The sequence below is a fragment of the Nocardioides donggukensis genome, assembly GCF_014842875.1.
Classification (GTDB): domain Bacteria; phylum Actinomycetota; class Actinomycetes; order Propionibacteriales; family Nocardioidaceae; genus Nocardioides; species Nocardioides donggukensis.
Map to the genome: position 1 here is coordinate 512553 of NZ_JACYXZ010000003.1, position 17503 is coordinate 530055.

Sequence of the window (17503 nt, forward strand, 5' to 3'; positions counted from 1 at the left end):
CTCAGGCACCGCCCAGGAGTCGCGAGGACTCGAGCGACCTGGCCGGGGTCCCGGCCCAGGTCTCCCCGTCGGGCAGGTCCCGGACCAGGGTCGCGCCCATGCCCAGCGTGGCGTCGACCCCGACCACGAGCCCCTCCCGGACCGAGCAGCCCATGCCCAGGTAGGCCCCCTGCCGTACCCGGACACCGCCTCCGAGGGCGACGCCGGCGCAGAGGGTGGCGAAGTCCTCGACCACGTCGTCGTGGGTCAGCGTGACGTGCGGCATGACGACGGCGTGGTCGCCGATCCGCACGTCGGCGGTGAGCACGGCGCCGGCCAGCACCACGCTGCCCCGCCCGACGCTGCACCCGACCGGGACGCGCACGTCCGGGTGAACCAAAGGTGCGTAGCGGTCGCGGGTGACACCCTGCCTCGCCAGGCGATCGACGATCCCCCGCCGCGCTGACCCCCGTCCCGCGCAGACCAGGAACTGGTGGTCGTCGTACTCGCCCGCGAGCTCGAGGCCTCCCACGACGGGGTGGCCGCCGACACTCGTCCCCCAGAGCCCGGGATCGTCGTCGAGCATCCGGACCTCGGTCGCCCGGCCCAGGAGCCGTGCGACGTTGAGCGCCTCCCGCGCCAACCCACTCGCAGCCACGACGATCAGCTTCATGACCCGCTCCGCCCTTCCGCTCCCTCGAGGGTCGGCATCGATCCCCTGGGCCCCCCAGCCAGCCCCCCAGCCGTCGCCGCCTCCACGATCTCGACCAGCTCCCGCCCCGGGCGAGCCCAGTTGTCCGCCCTGACGCTGCCGGCCGCGTGGACCACCCGGCCGGCCGGGTCCGGATGGTCCAGGACCCGGCAGAACGCGTCGGCCAGGGCCCCGGGGGACGGCGCCGCCCAGGCCACGTGCGGGCTGTCGAGGTCGGCGCGGGCGTCGGGTGAGGAGTTCACGACCGGGATGGCGCCGGCGGCCAGCATCTCCTCGGCCACGAGGGAGATGTTCGTGAACGAGAGGGCGAGACCCGCCGCCACGGAGTTGTAGAGCGCATTCAGCTCGGCGGGGGTGAGTCGGCCGTGGCGCACGACGGGGAAGTCGGTGTCGCCGGCATCGTCCCCGAAGAGGTGGATGGTCTGCTCGGGCCGGCGTCGGTGCAGCTCGCGGAGCGTCCTCAGCCCCAGCTCGTAGCCGCGTCGGGGGTTGCCCGGCCTCGCGTAGAACACGACCCCCTCGCGCGCTCGGAGGTTCTCTAGGCGATAGGTGGCGGTGTCGCACGAGAACGGGACCATGTGCGAGGAGGCACCGACCTCGTGCAGCAGCCGGTCCTGCACCATGTGACCCAGGGCGATGTGGGTGAAGCCGAACCGGTAGGTCTCGGCCGCGAGCTCGTAGTCAGCGCCGCGGGAGTGGAAGAACGGCTCGAAGTCCTGGATGAAGTAGAACCGGTGCAGCCGGGTGGCGCGGCGCGCCAGCACGTGGGCGGTCGGCCAGCTCGTCGCCACGCAGGCATCGAGGTCGGCGAATCCCTCGTCGACGCCGCGGATCTCGGCGCGCATGTCCGGCCAACCCTCCCGGATGACGCTCGCCTGGGTGACGGGGTCCCCGTGGTGGCGGTCGTAGAGCACCACCACACACCGGTGCCCGGCGGCCTCCATGGCCTCCACCATCCGGAAGAGGGTCGTGTGGCCCCCGGAGCCGAGACCCGGTGGCGTCACCAGCCAGCCGACCCGCAGCGCCCCGGTGACCGGGACCGGGGTGGGTGCGCTGACCGCCGCCGAGTCGGCGACGTCCTCCTCGAGCAGGGGGAACTCCAGCCGCCCGGCATCCAGGCGCCGGTAGGTTCGCCGTGCCACCCTGGCCGCGAGCTCACGGGGTCCCTCCTGGCGCACCTTGGAGGCCCAGGCCGTGCCCGCCCGTGGCCGAGCCATCACGCGCCGACCCTCCCCCCGGATCCGACCAGCGTGCGGCCGTCCTCCCGCGACCCGTCCGCTCCCGGGTCGCGGCCCTCCAGCGTGACCATCCCGCCCGACATCGCCATGCTCTGGCCGGCGGCCTCGAGGATGCCGAGGATCCGGAGCCCGGCCGTCCCGTCCGTGCGGGGGGTACGGCGCTCGCGGATGCTCGCGGCGTACTCCCCGACCATCGAGCTCAGCGCCTCCCTCTCCTCCAGCGCGGGCGCCCAGGTGTCGCCGACCCGGTAGGCGATCGTGCGGGCCGCCCGCTCCGCGCCGCTGGACGGCTTGTCGATCAGCTCGACTCCGCGGTCGTAGACGCTGACCCGCTGGACGAGGTTCAGGTCGTCCCACACCAGGGTGCGCTCGGACCCGCCGATCACCATCTGCCGGATCTTGGTCGGACTCATCCAGTTGACGTGCACGTGCGCCATGGCGCCGTTCTTGAGGGGAAGGTTGAGGTGCCCGACGCAGGCCTTGCCCGCGCCCAGCGGGTCGGCGCCGTGCGCCGACACCCCGACCGGGTCGAGACCGCCGGGCAGGATGAAGTCGAACACCGAGAGGTCGTGCGGCGCCAGGTCCCACAACACGTCGACGTCGGGCTGGATCAGCCCGAGGTTGATCCGGACGGAGTCGATGAAGAGCACCTCGCCCAGGGCGCCGTCGGCGACCAGCTCCCGGATCTTGGTGACCGCGGGGGTGTAGCAGTAGGTGTGGTCGGCCATCAGCACGAGTCCGTTCTCGGCCGCGGTGCGGACCATCGCCCTGCCGCTCTCGACGTCGTGGGCGAGCGGCTTCTCCACCAGGACGTGCTTGCCGTGCCGCAGCGCCTGGATCGCCAGTCCCCGGTGGGTGCCGGCCGGCGTGGCGATCGCGACCGCGTCCAGTCCGTCCAGGGCGAGGGTCTCCTCCAGGGAGGAGAGCACCGCGACATCCGGGCGGTCGCGGACGATGGACCGGGCCCGGTCGACGTCGAGGTCGCAGACGGCCAGGAGCTCCCAGTCCTCGGAGGCGAGGAAGTTGCGGATCAGGTTCGGGCCCCAGTAGCCGGCGCCGACGACGGCGACGCCGAGTCGTTCACGTGACATGCTCTTGCTCCGTCCGTTGATCGGGTCCATGGCGTTCACAGGCACTTCCCGAGGGCGTCGACGACCTGGTCCTGCTCGTCGTTGGTCAGCCCGACGAAGAGCGGCAGCAGGATGGTCCGGTCGGCCGCCTCGAGCGTGACCGGCAGGTCCGGCTGCTCGGGCCGACGGAACGCCGGTTGGGTGTGGATGGCGAAGATCCGGCGGGTCGCGACGCCGAGGTCGAGCATGTCGGTCATCACCTGCTCCTGGGTGCGGTCGGTCTCCAGGCGCACGTTGTAGGACTGGTAGACGTGCTCGAAGCCCTCGGGCACCAGCGGTGCCACCACGCCGTCGACCCGGTCGAGCAGCAGGTCGTAGCGACGCCCCAGCCGGCGCCGCTCCGCGACGATCTCGTCCACCCGACCCATCTGGACCACGCCGATGGCGGCCTGGATGTCGGTGATCTTGTAGTTGAACCCGACCTCCGGATAGGTCTCGAGGATGACCCGGCCGGCCCGGTCGCGGTCGGCGGTCGACACCGAGGCGGCGTGGGCGCGGAGCAGCCGGATCCGGTCGGCCACCCCACCGTCGTCGGTGGTGACCATGCCGCCCTCCCCCGTGGTGAGGATCTTGCGGGCGTCGAACGAGAAGCAGGTGATGTCCGACAGGGTGCCGAGTCGCTGTCCGTGGACGGTGGCCCCGAAGGAGGGGGCGGCGTCCTCGACCACGGTCAGCCCATGCCGCGCGGCGATCTTCATGATCGCCGGGATGTCGGCCGGCAGGCCGATCTGGCTCACCGGCAGGATCGCCGTGGTGCGCTCGGTGATCGCGGGCTCGATCAGCTCGGGGTCGATGTTGAACGTCCCGGGGTCGACGTCGACGAAGACCGGCGTGGCCCCGACGTACCGGATGGCGTTGGCCGTGGCGATGAAGCTGAAGGACGGGCAGATCACCTCGTCCCCGGGCTGCACCCCGGCGGCGACCAGTCCCAGGTGCAGGGCGGTCGTGCAGCTGCTGACGGCGACCGCGTGCTCGGCGCCGACGTACTCGGCGACCAGCCGTTCGAACTCGGCGGTCTGCGGTCCGTTCATCAGCCAGCCGGAGCGGACGACGTCGGCGGCCGCGCGGGCCTCCTCCTCGCCGATGCTGAGTCGGGTGATCGGGATCATCGGTTCCACCCCTGCGGGAAGTCGGGATCGGACTGGTAGGCCCTGAAGGACGGTGCCGCGGCATCCTTGGCGGACGTGATCGGCTCGGTGACCGGCCAGGTGATGGCCAGGTCGGGGTCGGCCTGGTCGAGGGCGCGCTCCGCGGCCGGGTCGTGCAGTGCGCTGCACTTGTACTGCACCTCGCACACCTCGGAGACCACCGCGAACCCGTGGGCGTAGGCGGGCGGGATCAGCAGCTGGCGACGGTTCTCCGCGCTCAGCCGCACCCCGATCCACTGGCCGAAGGTCGCCGACCCGGTGTCCAGGTCCACGACGACGTCGAAGATCTCACCGACCGTGCACCGCACCAGGCGCCACTGCTCCGACCCCGGCGCCTGGTAGTGCAGCCCGCGGACCACGCCGGCGCGGGAGCGGGAGTGGTTGTCCTGGACGAAGGTGAGGTCGATCCCGAGGTCGGCGAACTTCCGGCGACTGTAGGACTCGTAGAAGAAACCGCGGTCGTCGGCGAAGACCTCGTAGTCGAGGAGCAGGACGCCGGGCAGCTTCTCCTCGGACGCGGTGATCCTCACGACGACACCGCCTCGGCCACCTCGGCCCGCTCCGCCTGCCACCACTCGACGAGCTCGCGCAGGCCCTGCTCCAGCCCGACCGCCGCCTCGAACCCGAGATCCCGGCGGGCGGCCTCCACGTCCGCCAGGCGTCGGGTGACCCCGTTGACCGGCCGATCGGGTCCGAACTCGACCCCCAGCTCGGAGCCGGTGGCGCGGAGCATGGCCTCGGCCAGCCCGAGCAGGCTGGTCTCGGTCCCGCTGGCGATGTTGTAGACCCCGTCGTGCACGTCCGCCGCCGCGGCCAGCACGTTGGCGCGGGCGATGTCGCGGGTGTAGACGAAGTCCATCGTCTGGCGGCCGTCGCCGAAGATGATCGGCGCCTCGCCCCGGGCGATCCGCTCCATCCACCGCACCAGCACCTCGGTGTAGACGCCGTGGACGTCCATGCGGGGGCCGTAGACGTTGAAGTAGCGCAGCGACACGTGGCTGAGCCCGCTCGCGGCCCGGAAGTGGCGGAGCATGCCCTCCCCGAACGACTTCGCCGCACCGTAGAACGTGTCGTTGTTGTGGTGGTGGTGCCGCTCGGTGGTGGGGAACTCCTCGGCCAGTCCGTAGACCGAGGCGCTTGAGGCGGCCACGACCTTGGCGACCCGGTGCTCGGCGGCGGCCTCGAACACGTTGAAGGTCCCGTCGACCAGCACCTCGAGGGCGAGCCGTGGCTCCTCGGCGCACTGGGTGATCCGGATCGCGGCCTGGTGGAAGACCAGGTCCGCACCGCGGGTCAGGTCGTGCACGAGGTCCCGGTCCCGGATGTCCCCCTCGACCAGCCGGACCGCACCGGACGGTAGTGCCGCCGCCAGGTTGTCGCGTCGGCCGCGGACCAGGTTGTCCAGCACGTCGACGTGGCCGACCCCAGCCTCGAGCAGCTGGTCGACCAGCGTCGAGCCGATGGTGCCGGCACCTCCGGTGACGAGCACTCGGGCGCCGCGCAGACGCGCGGATCGCTTGTCGTTCATCGTTCCCCCCTTGATCTGTCTCTCCTGACTGTCGGCCGGCAGCACTCGCGCTGCCGGCGTCTTGTCGACGAGGTCACGGCGTATGCCGGAACACCACGTCCACGAAGTAGTTCGACGCGTTCCACGACGAGGTCGGGAAGACCCCGCCGCTGCCGTAGCGGTAGCGCCCGTTGTTGTTCGCCGGGGCGGTCAGCGGGCCGACCGTCCGCGGACTGCTGAAGTAGGCCCCGGTGACCGCGTACCGACCGTTCGGCGCGTGGTAGGACACGACGTACGTCTGGCCTGCCGTGAGCGGGACGGCCGTGGGCAGCTGCGCGGTCTGCCACCCGGTGGCCGTCTCGTCCGTGAACGTCACCGTGGTCAGCAGCGTCCCCGACGCCGACCACAGCCGGCCGGTGTGGGTGCCGGTGTTCCCCGTGCCCTTGAAGAACTTGATGGCGGTCACCGAGCCGTTGACGGACGGCGTGAACGCGGCGCCGAGCTCGACGGCGCTGCCGTCGTTCGCGGCCGGCGTCGCGGGGGTGACGCCCTCGAACAGCGAGGTCATCACCGAGGTTCCCGCCTCGGTGCGGAACGTCCAGGTCCTGGTGCCCAGGACCGCGCCCTCCGTGGAGACCACCCCGGTGAGCGTGACCGTGTGCTCGACGTCCGCGGCCAGGGACGAGCTCGGTGTGAAGGTGATCTTCTTGCCGTTCGCCGACAGCGTCGCGGAGCCCGGGACCGTTGCGCCGCCCGCCTCGATCCGCATGGCCCAGCCGTCCTCGATGGGAGCGCTGAAGGTCACCGACGGGGTGGCGCTCCTGGGTACGTCGGTCGCTCCCGGGCTCGGGTTCCTCGAGTCGATCGACACCGTCGGCGGGTCCGGTGCGAACACCACGTCCACGAAGTAGTTCGTGGCGTTGTGCGAGAACGTCGGGAAGCCGCCGGAGCCGTAGAGGTAGCGACCGTTGTTGGTCGCCGGCGCACTCAGGTCACCCTTGCTCCAGCCGTCGGCGAAGAACGCCGGCGTGTAGGCGTAGTGACCCTGCGGTGCGAGGTAGGACACGACGTAGGTCGTCCCGGCCGTCACCGGGACCGGTGACGGCAGGACGGCGGTCTGCCATCCCGAGGCGGTCTCGTTGGTGAAGTTCACCGTCGCCAGGCGCACCCCTGAGGACGACCAGAGCGAGCCCACGTGGGTCCCGTTGTTGCCGATGCCCTTGAAGAACCGGAGCGAGGTGATCGTGCCGTTCTTGGCCGGTGTGAACGCCGTGCCCAGCTCGACCGACGACCCGTCCGTGGTCGCGGCGGACACCTGCGGCACCTCGTCGCTGAACAGCGTCTGGCTGTCCACCCCGTCCGGGGTGCGCGTGCGGAACGTCCAGGTCTGGTCCGCGAGGGCGGCCCCCTCCGTGGACGTCACGCCCGAGACCCGCACCCGGATGTCGGCGTCGGCCGGGAGCTTCGCGGACGGCACGAACGTGAGCCTGCTCCCTGACGGCGCCAGCGATGTGGCCCCGGCGATCGGGGTGGCACCCGAGCCGGTCAGGTGCTCGACCTGCATGGAGTAGCCGGACTGGATGGGCTCGGTGAAGTCGATCTTGATCGAGGTGCCCCGGGGCACCGAGACCGCGCCGGGCGCCGGGTCCTGGGCGGCCACCGCGATCGTCGGCGCACCCCGCTCGTAGACCACGTCGACCAGGTAGCTGTGCGAGGACGAGTTGCTGGGGAAGCCGGTCCCGTAGGTGTAGGCACCCGCCTCCCGCGGCGCCTGGAGCGGCGGCCGGGACAGTCCGGCGTTGCGGAACTGGTCCATGTTGGCCGACCAGTGCCCGACGTTGGTGCGGTACGACGCGACGTACTGCGTGTTCTTGGTGATCGGCACCGGCTCGTCGAACAGCAGTGTCTGCCAGCCGGCGGTCGACTCGCCCGTGAACGTCCCCTGGGCCAGGAGCGACCCCGACGTGGTCCACAGCGCCCCGGTGTGGGTGCCCTTGTTCGCGGGAGCCTTGTAGAAGGTGACTCCGAGGATGGATCCGTTCCGGTCGGCACTGAACTTCATCCCCAGCGTGACCGCGCTCGTGTCGCCCGAGTCGATCACCTGCGGCATCGTGGAGTCGTCGAACAGCCCACAGGGGCAGACTCCTGGTGCGTTCGGCGGCTTGGCCGTGGTGAACGACCAGGTCTTGCCCTCGCTCACCTGGTTCCCCTGGTCGTCCTGGCCCTGAAGGGTCGCGGTGTAGGTCACGAACCCGTCGAGTGGCGCTGACGGGGTGAACGTGACCGTCCGGGGGCCGGCGTCGTAGGTGGAGCTGCCGGACACCACGTTGCCGTTCGGGTCCTCCAGCCGGACGGAGACCGCAGACGCGGGCTTGTTGAACTTCGCGCCGACGGTGGTGCTCAGCGGCACGCTGGTGGATCCGGGCAGCGGCGAGCGCTGAGTCCCGATGAGTGGAGCCTCGCCCAGCGTCGTGAACAGGACGTCCACGAAGTAGTTGGCGTTGCGCGAGCTGCGGTCCGGGAACCGGCCGGCGCTGGCGAAGACACCGGAGGGCGGGGACTCGAAGCCTCCGGCCACCGCGAGCGGCGGCGCGACGGTCGGCTTGGAGGCGAAGGCCCAGGGCTGGACGGCGTACCCGCCCTGCGGGGCCGTGTAGGACACGATGTAGGTGGTCCCCGCCGTCACCTCGACCGGGGTGTCGAAGGTGACGGACTGCCAGCCGGTCGCCGTCTCCCCGGTGAAGGTCGCGCGGGCCAGCGCCTGTCCCTGCGTGGTCCACAGGGTCCCGGTGTGGGTGCCGGTGTTGGCGGGTCCCTTGTAGAAGCGGACACCGTCGACGAAGCCGTCGGTGGTGGGCGCGAACCGAAGGCCCAGCTCGTAGTCGCCCGCGTCGTTCGCGGAGGGAGTCTCCGGCACGGTGCTGCCGAACACCGAGCAGGGGCAGCTCACGGCGATGTTGCGGGTGGCCGTGGGGCCGATGTTGGCGCTGTCGTCCACGGCCCGGACCTTCAGGGGGACGGTGCCCTGCCCGTGCTGGACGTAGCTGTAGGACCAGGACGTGGTGCCCGTGGCCGGGTGCCAGCTCGCCCCGTCGTCGGTGGACACCTCGACCCCGGCGACCCGGCCTCCGACGTCGCTGGCGGTGCCGGTCGCGGTCACCTGGACGCCGTTAGGCCTCGCTGCTCCGGCGGCCGGGGTGTTCACCACCGCGGTCGGCCCGGTCGTGTCGGTCGACTTCGTCGCGGCCACCAGCCCGGACTGCAGCGTCGTGGGCTGGGCGTCCATGTCGGCCAGCAGGTTGACCTGGGCCTGTTGCATGCGCGGGTCTGCCGGCTCGGGCGCGAAGTCGGAGTCATGGACGGCGTCCAGGCCCCAGGTCCACTGGATCGATCCGGCGCTAAACACCAGCGCCCCACTGGAGGCGCGATACATCGTCAGGTGGTGCGTGGTGGTCCCGGGCGCGACGTTGTTGCCGAAGTCCTGCAGGTACTGCGGTGTCGGACCCGTCGTGGTGGAGAGCCGGATCAGCCCCGGGGGCCGGAACCCGTTGTCGACGTCCTCGTTCGACTCGTAGCCGATCGTGTGTGGTGCCAGCTGTCTGGTCGCACCGGCCGGCAGCGAGGCCAGCGGGGTGTTCCGCCACAGCCGCAGCTTTCCCTCGTCGGCATTGACCGTCACCGGGAGGTCGTCGTGGTTGACCATGTACATGGTGCCGATGAGCTCGTTCTCGGGCCTGCCGGCGCCCTGGCCCTGAGGTGCGTACCGCGGGTCCCGCCAGGTGCCCGTCCACTGCGGCGACGGGTCGATCTTCGCCTGCTCCCAGGTCTCCTTGTAGGACACGATGGTCCGATACGGCGTGTTGCTGGCGTCCGCGGAGGGCTCGTAGCGGGTCCGCCAGTACATCTCGTTGCCGGCCAGGAACATCAGGTTGACGCCGGCGTCACGGGCGGCCTCGACGTTGGCGCGCTGGGCACCGCTCCAGTACTCGTCGTGCCCGACCGAGAGGTAGGTCTTGTGGTTGGTCAGGAGCTGGCCGCGGCGGTCGGTGTCGATCCCGGACTGGTAGCTGACGTCGTAGCCGTTGCGCTCCAGGAACCGGACCATGGGGTACTCGTTGGCGAAGAAGAAGTCCCGCCCGCCGATGCCACCCCGGGTGAGGACCGGGCGGTTGTAGGAGATCTTCGTGGCCCGGCCGTTGGCACCGCCGGTGTAGAAGTTGGAGCCGCCGTACTCGTTGTAGGCCTGCCAGGTCGTGTCGGCGGTCTGGAAGATCAGGTCGGAGTGGCTCGCGTCGTCGCGGACGACGAAGGTGATGTGGCTGGCGCCGCCCGTGTCCGGGCGGTGCAGTCGGGCGATGTAGACACCGGAGACCGCCGTCGAGGGCACGTTCCAGGACGCGGAGACCCCCCAGTTGCCGCAGTCGTAGAGCTCCGTGGACACATCGGTGATGCACTGCGGCTGGTTCTGCGGGAGCGAGGCGGAGGGGGTGACGTTGGCGATCCTCCGCGCCCCCATGCCGCCGTAGTACCCGAGCCGGTAGATCGTGACGGAGTACTGCGAGGCGTCGGTGTCGATCTTGAAGTCGACCCGGTTCCCCACGTTGACGCTGATCTCGGTGGAGAAGCCCTGGATGGAGTCGTCCCCGGCTCCGTAGAAGTCGTCCCACTCACTGGTCGGCGAGCCCGGCTTGGAGTTCTCGCACGCGATCTTGTTGCCCGACGGCCCGCAGGGGTCGGCGGCGTTCGCGGGGGCGGCCACGAGGGACGGGACGACGAGCGTGGCCGCAGCCACGGCGAGGGCGGCGACGACAGCCCTGATCCGAGTGCGGCGGGATGACGCTGCACCTAGCATGGCAATACCTCTTCAGCTGGACCGAGACCGAATGGAACATCCCCGTGCCCGAGATCGAAACGCCCGAGGTTGACGCGCGCGTGGCCGTATCCGCCGATGTCGACGAGAAGTCCGAGATCGGGGCAGGCACGGTCGTCTGGCACCTGGCACAGGTGCGGGAGCACGCCGAGATCGGCGAGCAGTGTGTGATCGGCCGCGGCGCCTACGTGGGCCCCGGCGTCCGGGTGGGTGACCGCTGCAAGATCCAGAACCACGCTCTGGTCTACGAGCCCGCGGTGCTCGAGGACGGCGTCTTCGTCGGTCCGGCGGTGGTGTTCACCAACGACGAGTTCCCCCGCGCCGTCACCCCGGAGGGCGTGCTGAAGTCGGCCGACGACTGGGACGCCGTCGGCGTGCTGGTCCGCGAGGGCGCCGCGATCGGCGCCCGGGCGGTCTGCGTGGCCCCGGTGAGCATCGGCCGCTGGGCGTTGGTGGCCGCCGGCGCGGTCGTTGCCGCTGACGTCCCCGACTTCGCGCTCGTGGCGGGGGTGCCCGCCCGTCGGGTCCGTTGGGTCGGCCGCGCCGGCGTCCCGCTGGAGGACCGGGGCGAGGGCAGGTTCGTGTGCCCCCGGACCGGCATGGGGTACCGCGAGGTCGATGGCCTCCTCACGGAGGACGGCGCTAGGCACGGGAGCTCTCGTCCCTGAGCCAGGTCGTGAAGTCGCCGGCCCGCACGGCCCGCGCCGACCTGAGCCGGGCCACGGTCGCGACCGAGAGGAACAGCGGCATCCGCAGCGCGAGCCGCGGCTCCGCGTGCGCGAGGTGTCGCAACGTGGTGAGGCTGGTCCGGGACGCCGCGGTGCGCACCCCGAGGGCACTGGCCTGGGCGTTGCCGGTCGCGACCCGGATCCGGCGACGGAGCAGGTCCGCGAGCGTGCGCGGCGGCCGGATCACCACCTCGGCGGCCTCGACCACCCACCGCTCCGACGGTGCGAACACCTCGGAGATCCCCAGGTCGTCGCTCATCAGGGCCGGCAGGGCCTCGACCCGGGCCTGGCCCTCCTCGCTGAGCAGGTAGGCACCGCGACCGAACAGCCCCTGCCGCACCTGCGGCAGGCGCTCCCAGACGTCGTAGTACCAGGCCACCGCCCGGCTGCTGCCGGTGCGGTCGATGGAGCGGCCGGGGCCGACGGCGAGCACGCCCTTGGCTCCGAGGGCGGCGCGCAGCATCCGCAGCGACGACGCCGAGACGACGACGTCGGCGTCCAGGTGCAGTCGCGGGAACCGCGTGGCGGCGGCGTTCCCGACCGCGACGGCCTGTGCCTTGGACGGCTCCGGGATCTCCAGGACCCGGACGGCGGTGTACGCCTCGCGCACCACCGCGGCGGTCCGGTCCGTGCAGCCGTTGCACACCACGACGACCTCGAGCTCGTCCGTGCCCAGGCCGGTGTGGAGCGCGTCGAGGGTGGCGAGGATCCCCGCCTCCTCGTTGTGGGCGGGGATCACGACGCTGGCAAGGAAGTCCACGGCTAGTAGGCCCCCCGTGGACTGATGACGGCACCGACGGTGCGGCACGCGATCACGGCGTCGTCGCACAGGCGCCAGTTGTCGACGTAGTGCAGGTCCAGACGCACTGCCTGGTCGTAGGGGAGGTCGGATCGGCCACTGACCTGCCAGAGGCCGGTCATCCCCGGCTTCACGGCGAGCCGACGCCGGATGGTGTCGTCGTAGCGGGTGACCTGCTCCGGCAGGGCGGGACGGGGACCGATCAGCGACATCTCGCCGCGCACTACGTTGAGCAGCTGCGGCAGCTCGTCGAGCGAGGACCGGCGCAGGAAGCTGCCGATCCGGGTCACGCGCGGGTCGTGCCGGATCTTGAAGAGGTTCCCGTCGACCTCGTTGCGGTCGAGCAGCTCGGCCAGCCGCGCCTCGCTGTCGACGTACATCGTCCGCAGCTTGAACATCCGGAACGGCACGCCGTCCCGGCCGATCCGGGTCTGCCGGAAGACCGGGTTGCCCGGGGAGTCGATCCGGACCAGCAGGAACAGCAGGGCCAGGACGGGGAGCGCCACCCCCAGGAGCAGCACACCCCCCACCCTGTCGATGGCCGCCTTGGCCAGACGTCCCCCCGCGGACGGCCGGCTCGGGCTGACGTTCAGCAACGTGGTCCCCAACGCCTGTGTGGCACTGACCCGGTGCGGGCTCACGAAGTCCAGCGCGCCGATGATCGCCATCGGCACCCCCGTCCGCTCCAGCCGCCAGGCTGCTTCGCGGATCAGCGCCGGATCGGTCCCGTTCGCCACCAGCACCAGGTCCGCCCCCGAGTCCTCGACGAGGTCGGGCAGCCGGTGCAGGCCCATGGCCACGGGGGCCTCGCAGACCTGGCGCAGCGAACCGACCGAGGTCAGGCCGCTGACGACGCACCCCCCGGCCACCGTCATCGCCGGGTCCTCCGGCCAGCCGGACACCACCCGCTCGAGCGACGTCCCGTCCCCCACGACGACCACCCGGGTCGGCCTGGCCCCACGGCTGAGACGGACGCCGAGCACCACGGCGGTCGCCATCAGAAGCATCACGGCCGCCGACAGGACGGCCTCCGACGACACACCGGTCACCCCGGATGCCAACCCGACCGCAGCCATGGGGGGGGTGACCGCGGCCGGGAGGCCCCGCAAGGGCGGGCATCCGGGTGCGGTCGAGCCCGCACACGAGTGATAGACGGCGACGGCCCAGACGCCCAGGGCCCCCACGACGACCGGCCATCCGAGGCCGAGCACGAGGCCGACCGGGACCGATACGAGAAGTGCGAGCGGGAGCTCCTGCACCACAGGACGCCGTCGACGGGCCGGCACCGCGGCTCCGGGCCTCGCAAGGCCCGGAACCGCGACGTCCCGCTCGCGCCGTGGCGGCGGGATCAGGAGGCGACCTGCGCCTCCACCCCTCCCCGTCCCTGGCACCGTCCTGATGTCGGCGTCATGGAACGCCACCGACGGACGGATCTGTGATGCCGTCACTGCTCCCCCACCTGTCTGACGCGCCCACCCCTCGTTCCCCTGGGCACGAGAAGAGTCTTGCGCCGGGTAGGAGCGACGGGAATGGGTTCGGAGACAAGACTGGGAGGGTCACTTCGGTTACTGGGGGGCGGGTCAACTGGGCCACGCAGTCCCCAGGGGAGGGGCACTGGGGTGGCCGCAGCACACCCACAGAACCCCAGAGGGCGTCCCTGGGGTCAGGTGTTGAAGCGCTGCTGGGTCTGCGCGAGACCCTCCGTGACGAGGCACTCGACCGCGTCGGCGGCGTCCGCGACCTGGAAGGGCAGCTCCTTGCGCTGCGCCGTCGAGTAGTCCGACAGGACGTAGTCGGCGACCGGCTGGCGACCCGGGGGGCGGCCGATGCCGACCCGCACCCGGTGGAAGTCGCCGGTGCCGAGGGATCCGCGCAGGGAGCGCAGCCCGTTGTGCCCGTTGTCGCCGCCGCCGAGCTTGACCCGGAGCCGGCCGAAGTCGAGGTCGAGCTCGTCGTGGACGGCGACGATGCGCTCGGGCGGCACGCCGTAGAAGCCGGCCACGGTCGAGACCGGCCCGCCGGAGGTGTTCATGTAGGACCGCGGGCGCATCAGCACCACGCGCGGCCCGGGCGTGCCAGGTGCCGTCACCCGACCCTCCACGACGTCGGCCTGCCGCGACCTGTGCGCCTTGAAGGGCGCTCCCATGCGGTCGGCCAGCTCCTCGCACACGAGGTGGCCGACGTTGTGCCGGTGTCGGGCATAGGTCGGGCCGGGATTCCCCAGCCCGACCACCAGCCACACGTCGGTGGTCGCGGTCATGGCTGGAGTATCCCGGCCCGGTGTCCGTGGGGGCGAGTCACTCGCCGGCGGACTCCCCGTCCTCGGTGGACTCGCCCTCGCCCGACTCGCCCGACTCGGCGTCCTCGTCGGAATCCTCGCGCTCGATGCCGGCCTCGGCCTCGGCCTCCTCGAGCTCGGCCTCGACCTCCTCGGCGGTCGGCGCGTTGGTGATGTTCACGATCAGGGTCTCCGGGTCGGTGAGCAGCGAGGTGCCCTCCGGGAGAACCAGGTCGGAGGCCAGCACCATCGTGCCGACCTCGGCGCCCTCGATCGAGATCTCGACCCACTCGGGGATGTGCGTCGCCTCGGCCTCGACGGAGACCACCGAGTTCTCCGTCACGACCAGGGTCTCGGGGGCGGCCTCGCCGTTGAGGTGGACCGGGATGTCGACGGTGACCTTCTCACCCTTGCGGACGGCGACCAGGTCGATGTGCTCCAGGGTGCGCCGGATCGGGTCCACCTGGACCTGCTTGGTCAGGGCCAGCTGGGTCTTGCCCTCGAAGGACAGCTCGAGCAGCGCGTTGGCGCCGCCGTGCTTGAGCGCAAGCCAGGTGTCGTGGCCGGGCAGGGTCACGTGGATCGGGTCGTTGCCGTGACCGTAGATGACGGCCGGCACCTTGTCGGCGCGACGGATGCGGCGCGCGGCGCCCTTGCCGAACTCGGTGCGGGACTCGGCGGTGATCTTCTCGGCGGACATGTCTCTCCTCGTGCGTGCGGGTGGTGCCAGGCGTGGTGCCTGCGGGCTGGTCGTGGGGTGCGTCGGGCCGGAGACGAGAAACGCCGCGCTGGTCCGGATCGGACGCGCGGCGTGGAGCACCCGCCCTGTCGATCACGGAGTCCGCTGCGCTTCCGCAGTGCTCCCTCGCCGAGGCAACCCGTCGATCCTACCGACTGCGCGGTCCGGGTACCAATCGGCTCAGGTCAGCCGGTCACCCGGTCGCCGTCACGACTGCCGCGACGGCGTCGCGGGGATCCCGCCCCTGGGCAGGGAGCATCCGCACCCGGATCGTCCGCTCGTCACCGGCCCGCGAGCCTGGACGGCGCGAGACCACGATCCTGAGGCGCTCACGCGCCCCCGATCCGAGACGACCGGTCCGGTACGTCCCCGCCACCACGGCGTCGGTGACGTTCCGCCCACCCGCGCGGTAGCGCACCCGGAAGTCCGCGTTGCCCCGGGTGCCGCGGACCCGGGCCCGTGCCGTACCGGCGCCGTCGTTCTGCAGCGCCACCACCACGTCCCGGTCGCGACCGACCCGCCGGAGGCCCAGACCGACGCTTTGGGTCTTCGCTCGCCCGTAGACGTCCTTGCCCTGCCATGCCTTGCCCGGGCGGCGGATCCACGCGTCCGGGCGGAGCCGCTCCACCACGGTGTAGTCGTGGGTGATCGTCGAGCTGTTGCCGGCGCCGTCGGTCGCGGTCACCGTCACACTGCCCGGTCCGAGGGTCGATGTGTCCACGCGCCGTCCTGCGTCGCTGGTGCACTCCTGCAGGGAGGAGCCCCCGCGATCACGGCACGAGTAGCGGACCTTCCCCTTCGACCCCTGCACCACCTCTCCGTCCACACCCGGGACCCGCAGGTCCACGACAGGGTCGACGGCGTCGGGGACCTGCGCCTTCACCGCCCGATAGCTGAAGTACGCCGGCCGCTCGGCCCCGTCGGCGCCGACATCCCTCAGCTCCCAGACCACCTCGTCGTCCGGGCCGATCTCGGTGGCGATCGCCTGGCGTGCGGACGCCCAGCCGATGAGAGTGTTCCCCGACTCGCCCGGCACCGGCCGCACCGAGCCGGCGAACAGCGCGAACCAGCTCTCGCGGCGATAGGACCGGACGAGGGTCGCGGTGGCCGAGGCGGAGGACTCGTCGAGGGCGTACTCCGTGACCCGGGTGTGGTTGCGACCGATCGCCTCGCCCTGTGGGTCGTCCGGGTCCACGCACAGCTCACTGTCCGGGAACAGGCCGCTCGGCGTCGGCGACCCGTTGTCGAAGATCAGGATGTTCCCGTTCGGAAGCTCGTTCGCGGTGTGCTGGGCGCACGGGCCGGCGAACGGGTCGTCGACGAACTCGAAGTCGCTGTCGCGCCCCCCGAGCCGCCAGATGATGTCACCCACGGCATCACCGTCTCGGGTGTGCCAGGCGATCTTGAGCACCTGGCTGGTGTGCCGGAAGGACGCGAGGATGTGGCCGTCGGCCATGACCTCGATCGAGTTGATGTGCATGTAGTCGGGGTTGCTCTCGCGGGCCAGCGACGCGGCGCGCAGGCCCGGGTGGTCGGCACTGTTCCACGTGTGGACGATCTCGCCGTCCGGGCCCACCTCCTGGATGACGGCGTCGGTCAACCCGCTGTCGGCGTTCGGCTCGTAGCCGGTGAGGATCCGGCTGCCGTCCTCGCGCACGATCGAGTCGTGGGTGTCGGTGTGCTGCAGCCCGACCGTCTCCAGACTGCGCACCTCGCGGAAGGCGCCGTCGAGCTCCACGATCCGCGCGCCCAGCCGGCCCGGGGTGTCGGTCGGCTGGCGAGCGACGGTGTAGCCGCCGTACCCGTTGGGCTTGAGGTCCAGCGAGGAGTACGGCGGCTCGGATGACCTGACGTAGGAGGGGACGCCGTCGACGTTCACGCTCGTCTCGAACGTGGGTGCGTCGGTCCGGTCGAAGCGACTCAATGTGAGGAGCACGTCACCGGGTGCGACCGACGTCGTCTTCGTGGGGGTGCCCAGCTCCGGGAAGCCCACCGGCAGGTAGACCACCGAGTACACCGCGCGGCCGCCGGCGTCCTCGATGAAGACGGCCACCTCGTCGCCACCCTCGAGACCGGTCACCGTGGCCCGCCCGTTCCCGTCCGGCCGGCCGTCGATCCAGATCTCACCGGCGGGGTCGGCGGTGGTCACCTCGACGGTGAGCCGACCGTCGGTCGCCCCCGTGGTCGTCGCGGCGTAGCGCTCGGTGGCCGGATCGTAGGCCGGGTACATGCCCACACCCTCGCCCGTCACGGAGAGTGAGTGGGCAGGGGCGGCCGCCGCGCTCGCAGCGGAGGGGCGAGGGACGGCGGCGAGGCCCAGGAGGCCGGCCACCAGGGTGAGGGTCAGGAGCGGTCGGAGCATGGCCGAACCGTAA

The 17503-nt window shown here is 71.5% G+C and carries 13 protein-coding genes; 1 reads left to right on the plus strand and 12 read right to left on the minus strand.

The features are described 5' to 3' along the window. Window position 1: 1 nt before the first annotated feature. From IE331_RS12705 to IE331_RS12735, 7 genes are all read right to left on the minus strand, one after another. Window positions 2–652: a NeuD/PglB/VioB family sugar acetyltransferase gene (locus IE331_RS12705; RefSeq protein ID WP_192143777.1), complete on the minus strand. Its 651-nt coding sequence runs from the start codon at window positions 650–652 to the stop codon at window positions 2–4. Next, window positions 649–1908, minus strand: coding sequence for a rhamnosyltransferase WsaF family glycosyltransferase (locus IE331_RS12710; RefSeq protein WP_404821750.1), 1260 nt, complete (start codon window positions 1906–1908; stop codon window positions 649–651). The genes IE331_RS12705 and IE331_RS12710 overlap by 4 nt, the downstream gene beginning before the upstream one ends. Beyond that, the gene (locus tag IE331_RS12715) at window positions 1908–3020 is read right to left on the minus strand and encodes a Gfo/Idh/MocA family protein (RefSeq protein WP_201931755.1); all 1113 of its coding nucleotides are present in this window, start codon (window positions 3018–3020) and stop codon (window positions 1908–1910) included. Before IE331_RS12715 ends, IE331_RS12710 begins: the two co-directional genes overlap by 1 nt. Before the next feature lie 35 nt (window positions 3021–3055). Beyond that, window positions 3056–4168: a DegT/DnrJ/EryC1/StrS family aminotransferase gene (locus IE331_RS12720; protein WP_192143780.1), complete on the minus strand. Its 1113-nt coding sequence runs from the start codon at window positions 4166–4168 to the stop codon at window positions 3056–3058. Next, on the minus strand, window positions 4165–4737 hold the full coding sequence (rfbC, locus tag IE331_RS12725) for a dTDP-4-dehydrorhamnose 3,5-epimerase (RefSeq protein WP_192143781.1): 573 nt from the start codon (window positions 4735–4737) through the stop codon (window positions 4165–4167). Before rfbC ends, IE331_RS12720 begins: the two co-directional genes overlap by 4 nt. Next, window positions 4734–5735: an NAD-dependent epimerase/dehydratase family protein gene (locus IE331_RS12730; protein ID WP_192143782.1), complete on the minus strand. Its 1002-nt coding sequence runs from the start codon at window positions 5733–5735 to the stop codon at window positions 4734–4736. Before IE331_RS12730 ends, rfbC begins: the two co-directional genes overlap by 4 nt. 73 nt (window positions 5736–5808) lie before the next feature. Further along, complete coding sequence (locus tag IE331_RS12735) at window positions 5809–10506, minus strand: DUF4082 domain-containing protein (RefSeq protein ID WP_201931756.1); 4698 nt, start codon at window positions 10504–10506, stop codon at window positions 5809–5811. A 113-nt stretch (window positions 10507–10619) separates the two neighbouring features. Here IE331_RS12735 and IE331_RS12740 point away from each other — a divergent pair, with 113 nt between their 5' ends. Beyond that, window positions 10620–11252, plus strand: coding sequence for an acyltransferase (locus IE331_RS12740; RefSeq protein ID WP_318646826.1), 633 nt, complete (start codon window positions 10620–10622; stop codon window positions 11250–11252). On the opposite strand, the gene IE331_RS12745 is transcribed toward IE331_RS12740, so the two are convergent. The 5 genes from IE331_RS12745 to IE331_RS12765 all read right to left on the minus strand — a co-directional run bounded on the left by IE331_RS12745 (window position 11227) and on the right by IE331_RS12765 (window position 17358). Continuing rightward, window positions 11227–12072 carry a glycosyltransferase gene (locus IE331_RS12745; protein ID WP_192143785.1) on the minus strand — a complete coding sequence of 282 codons (846 nt, stop codon included), beginning with the start codon at window positions 12070–12072 and terminating at the stop codon, window positions 11227–11229. The two genes, IE331_RS12740 and IE331_RS12745, sit on opposite strands and share 26 nt — an antisense overlap. Window positions 12073–12074: 2 nt before the next feature. Further along, window positions 12075–13187 carry an exopolysaccharide biosynthesis polyprenyl glycosylphosphotransferase gene (locus IE331_RS12750; protein ID WP_192143786.1) on the minus strand — a complete coding sequence of 371 codons (1113 nt, stop codon included), beginning with the start codon at window positions 13185–13187 and terminating at the stop codon, window positions 12075–12077. 587 nt (window positions 13188–13774) lie between these two features. After that, window positions 13775–14371 (minus strand): aminoacyl-tRNA hydrolase, encoded by a 597-nt coding sequence (pth, locus tag IE331_RS12755; protein WP_192143787.1) that lies wholly within the window; start codon window positions 14369–14371, stop codon window positions 13775–13777. 37 nt (window positions 14372–14408) lie between these two features. Then, window positions 14409–15089, minus strand: coding sequence for a 50S ribosomal protein L25/general stress protein Ctc (locus IE331_RS12760; RefSeq protein WP_192143788.1), 681 nt, complete (start codon window positions 15087–15089; stop codon window positions 14409–14411). Between the two features lie 232 nt (window positions 15090–15321). After that, a complete protein-coding gene (locus IE331_RS12765; RefSeq protein ID WP_192143789.1) occupies window positions 15322–17358 on the minus strand; it encodes an aryl-sulfate sulfotransferase in 2037 nt (678 codons plus the stop codon). Between the last annotated feature and the right edge of the window lie 145 nt (window positions 17359–17503).

Bases quoted from the DNA above. Each gene is read 5' to 3' on its own strand.
- IE331_RS12720 (WP_192143780.1), bottom strand. From the start codon at position 4,168: ATGATCCCGATCACCCGACTCAGCATCGGCGAGGAGGAGGCCCGCGCG.
- IE331_RS12730 (WP_192143782.1), bottom strand. From the start codon at position 5,735: ATGAACGACAAGCGATCCGCGCGTCTGCGCGGCGCCCGAGTGCTCGTC.
- IE331_RS12765 (WP_192143789.1), bottom strand. From the start codon at position 17,358: ATGTACCCGGCCTACGATCCGGCCACCGAGCGCTACGCCGCGACGACC.
- IE331_RS12715 (WP_201931755.1), bottom strand. From the start codon at position 3,020: ATGTCACGTGAACGACTCGGCGTCGCCGTCGTCGGCGCCGGCTACTGG.
- IE331_RS12750 (WP_192143786.1), bottom strand. From the start codon at position 13,187: ATGGCTGCGGTCGGGTTGGCATCCGGGGTGACCGGTGTGTCGTCGGAG.
- IE331_RS12760 (WP_192143788.1), bottom strand. From the start codon at position 15,089: ATGTCCGCCGAGAAGATCACCGCCGAGTCCCGCACCGAGTTCGGCAAG.
- pth (WP_192143787.1), bottom strand. From the start codon at position 14,371: ATGACCGCGACCACCGACGTGTGGCTGGTGGTCGGGCTGGGGAATCCC.
- IE331_RS12710 (WP_404821750.1), bottom strand. From the start codon at position 1,908: ATGGCTCGGCCACGGGCGGGCACGGCCTGGGCCTCCAAGGTGCGCCAG.
- IE331_RS12705 (WP_192143777.1), bottom strand. From the start codon at position 652: ATGAAGCTGATCGTCGTGGCTGCGAGTGGGTTGGCGCGGGAGGCGCTC.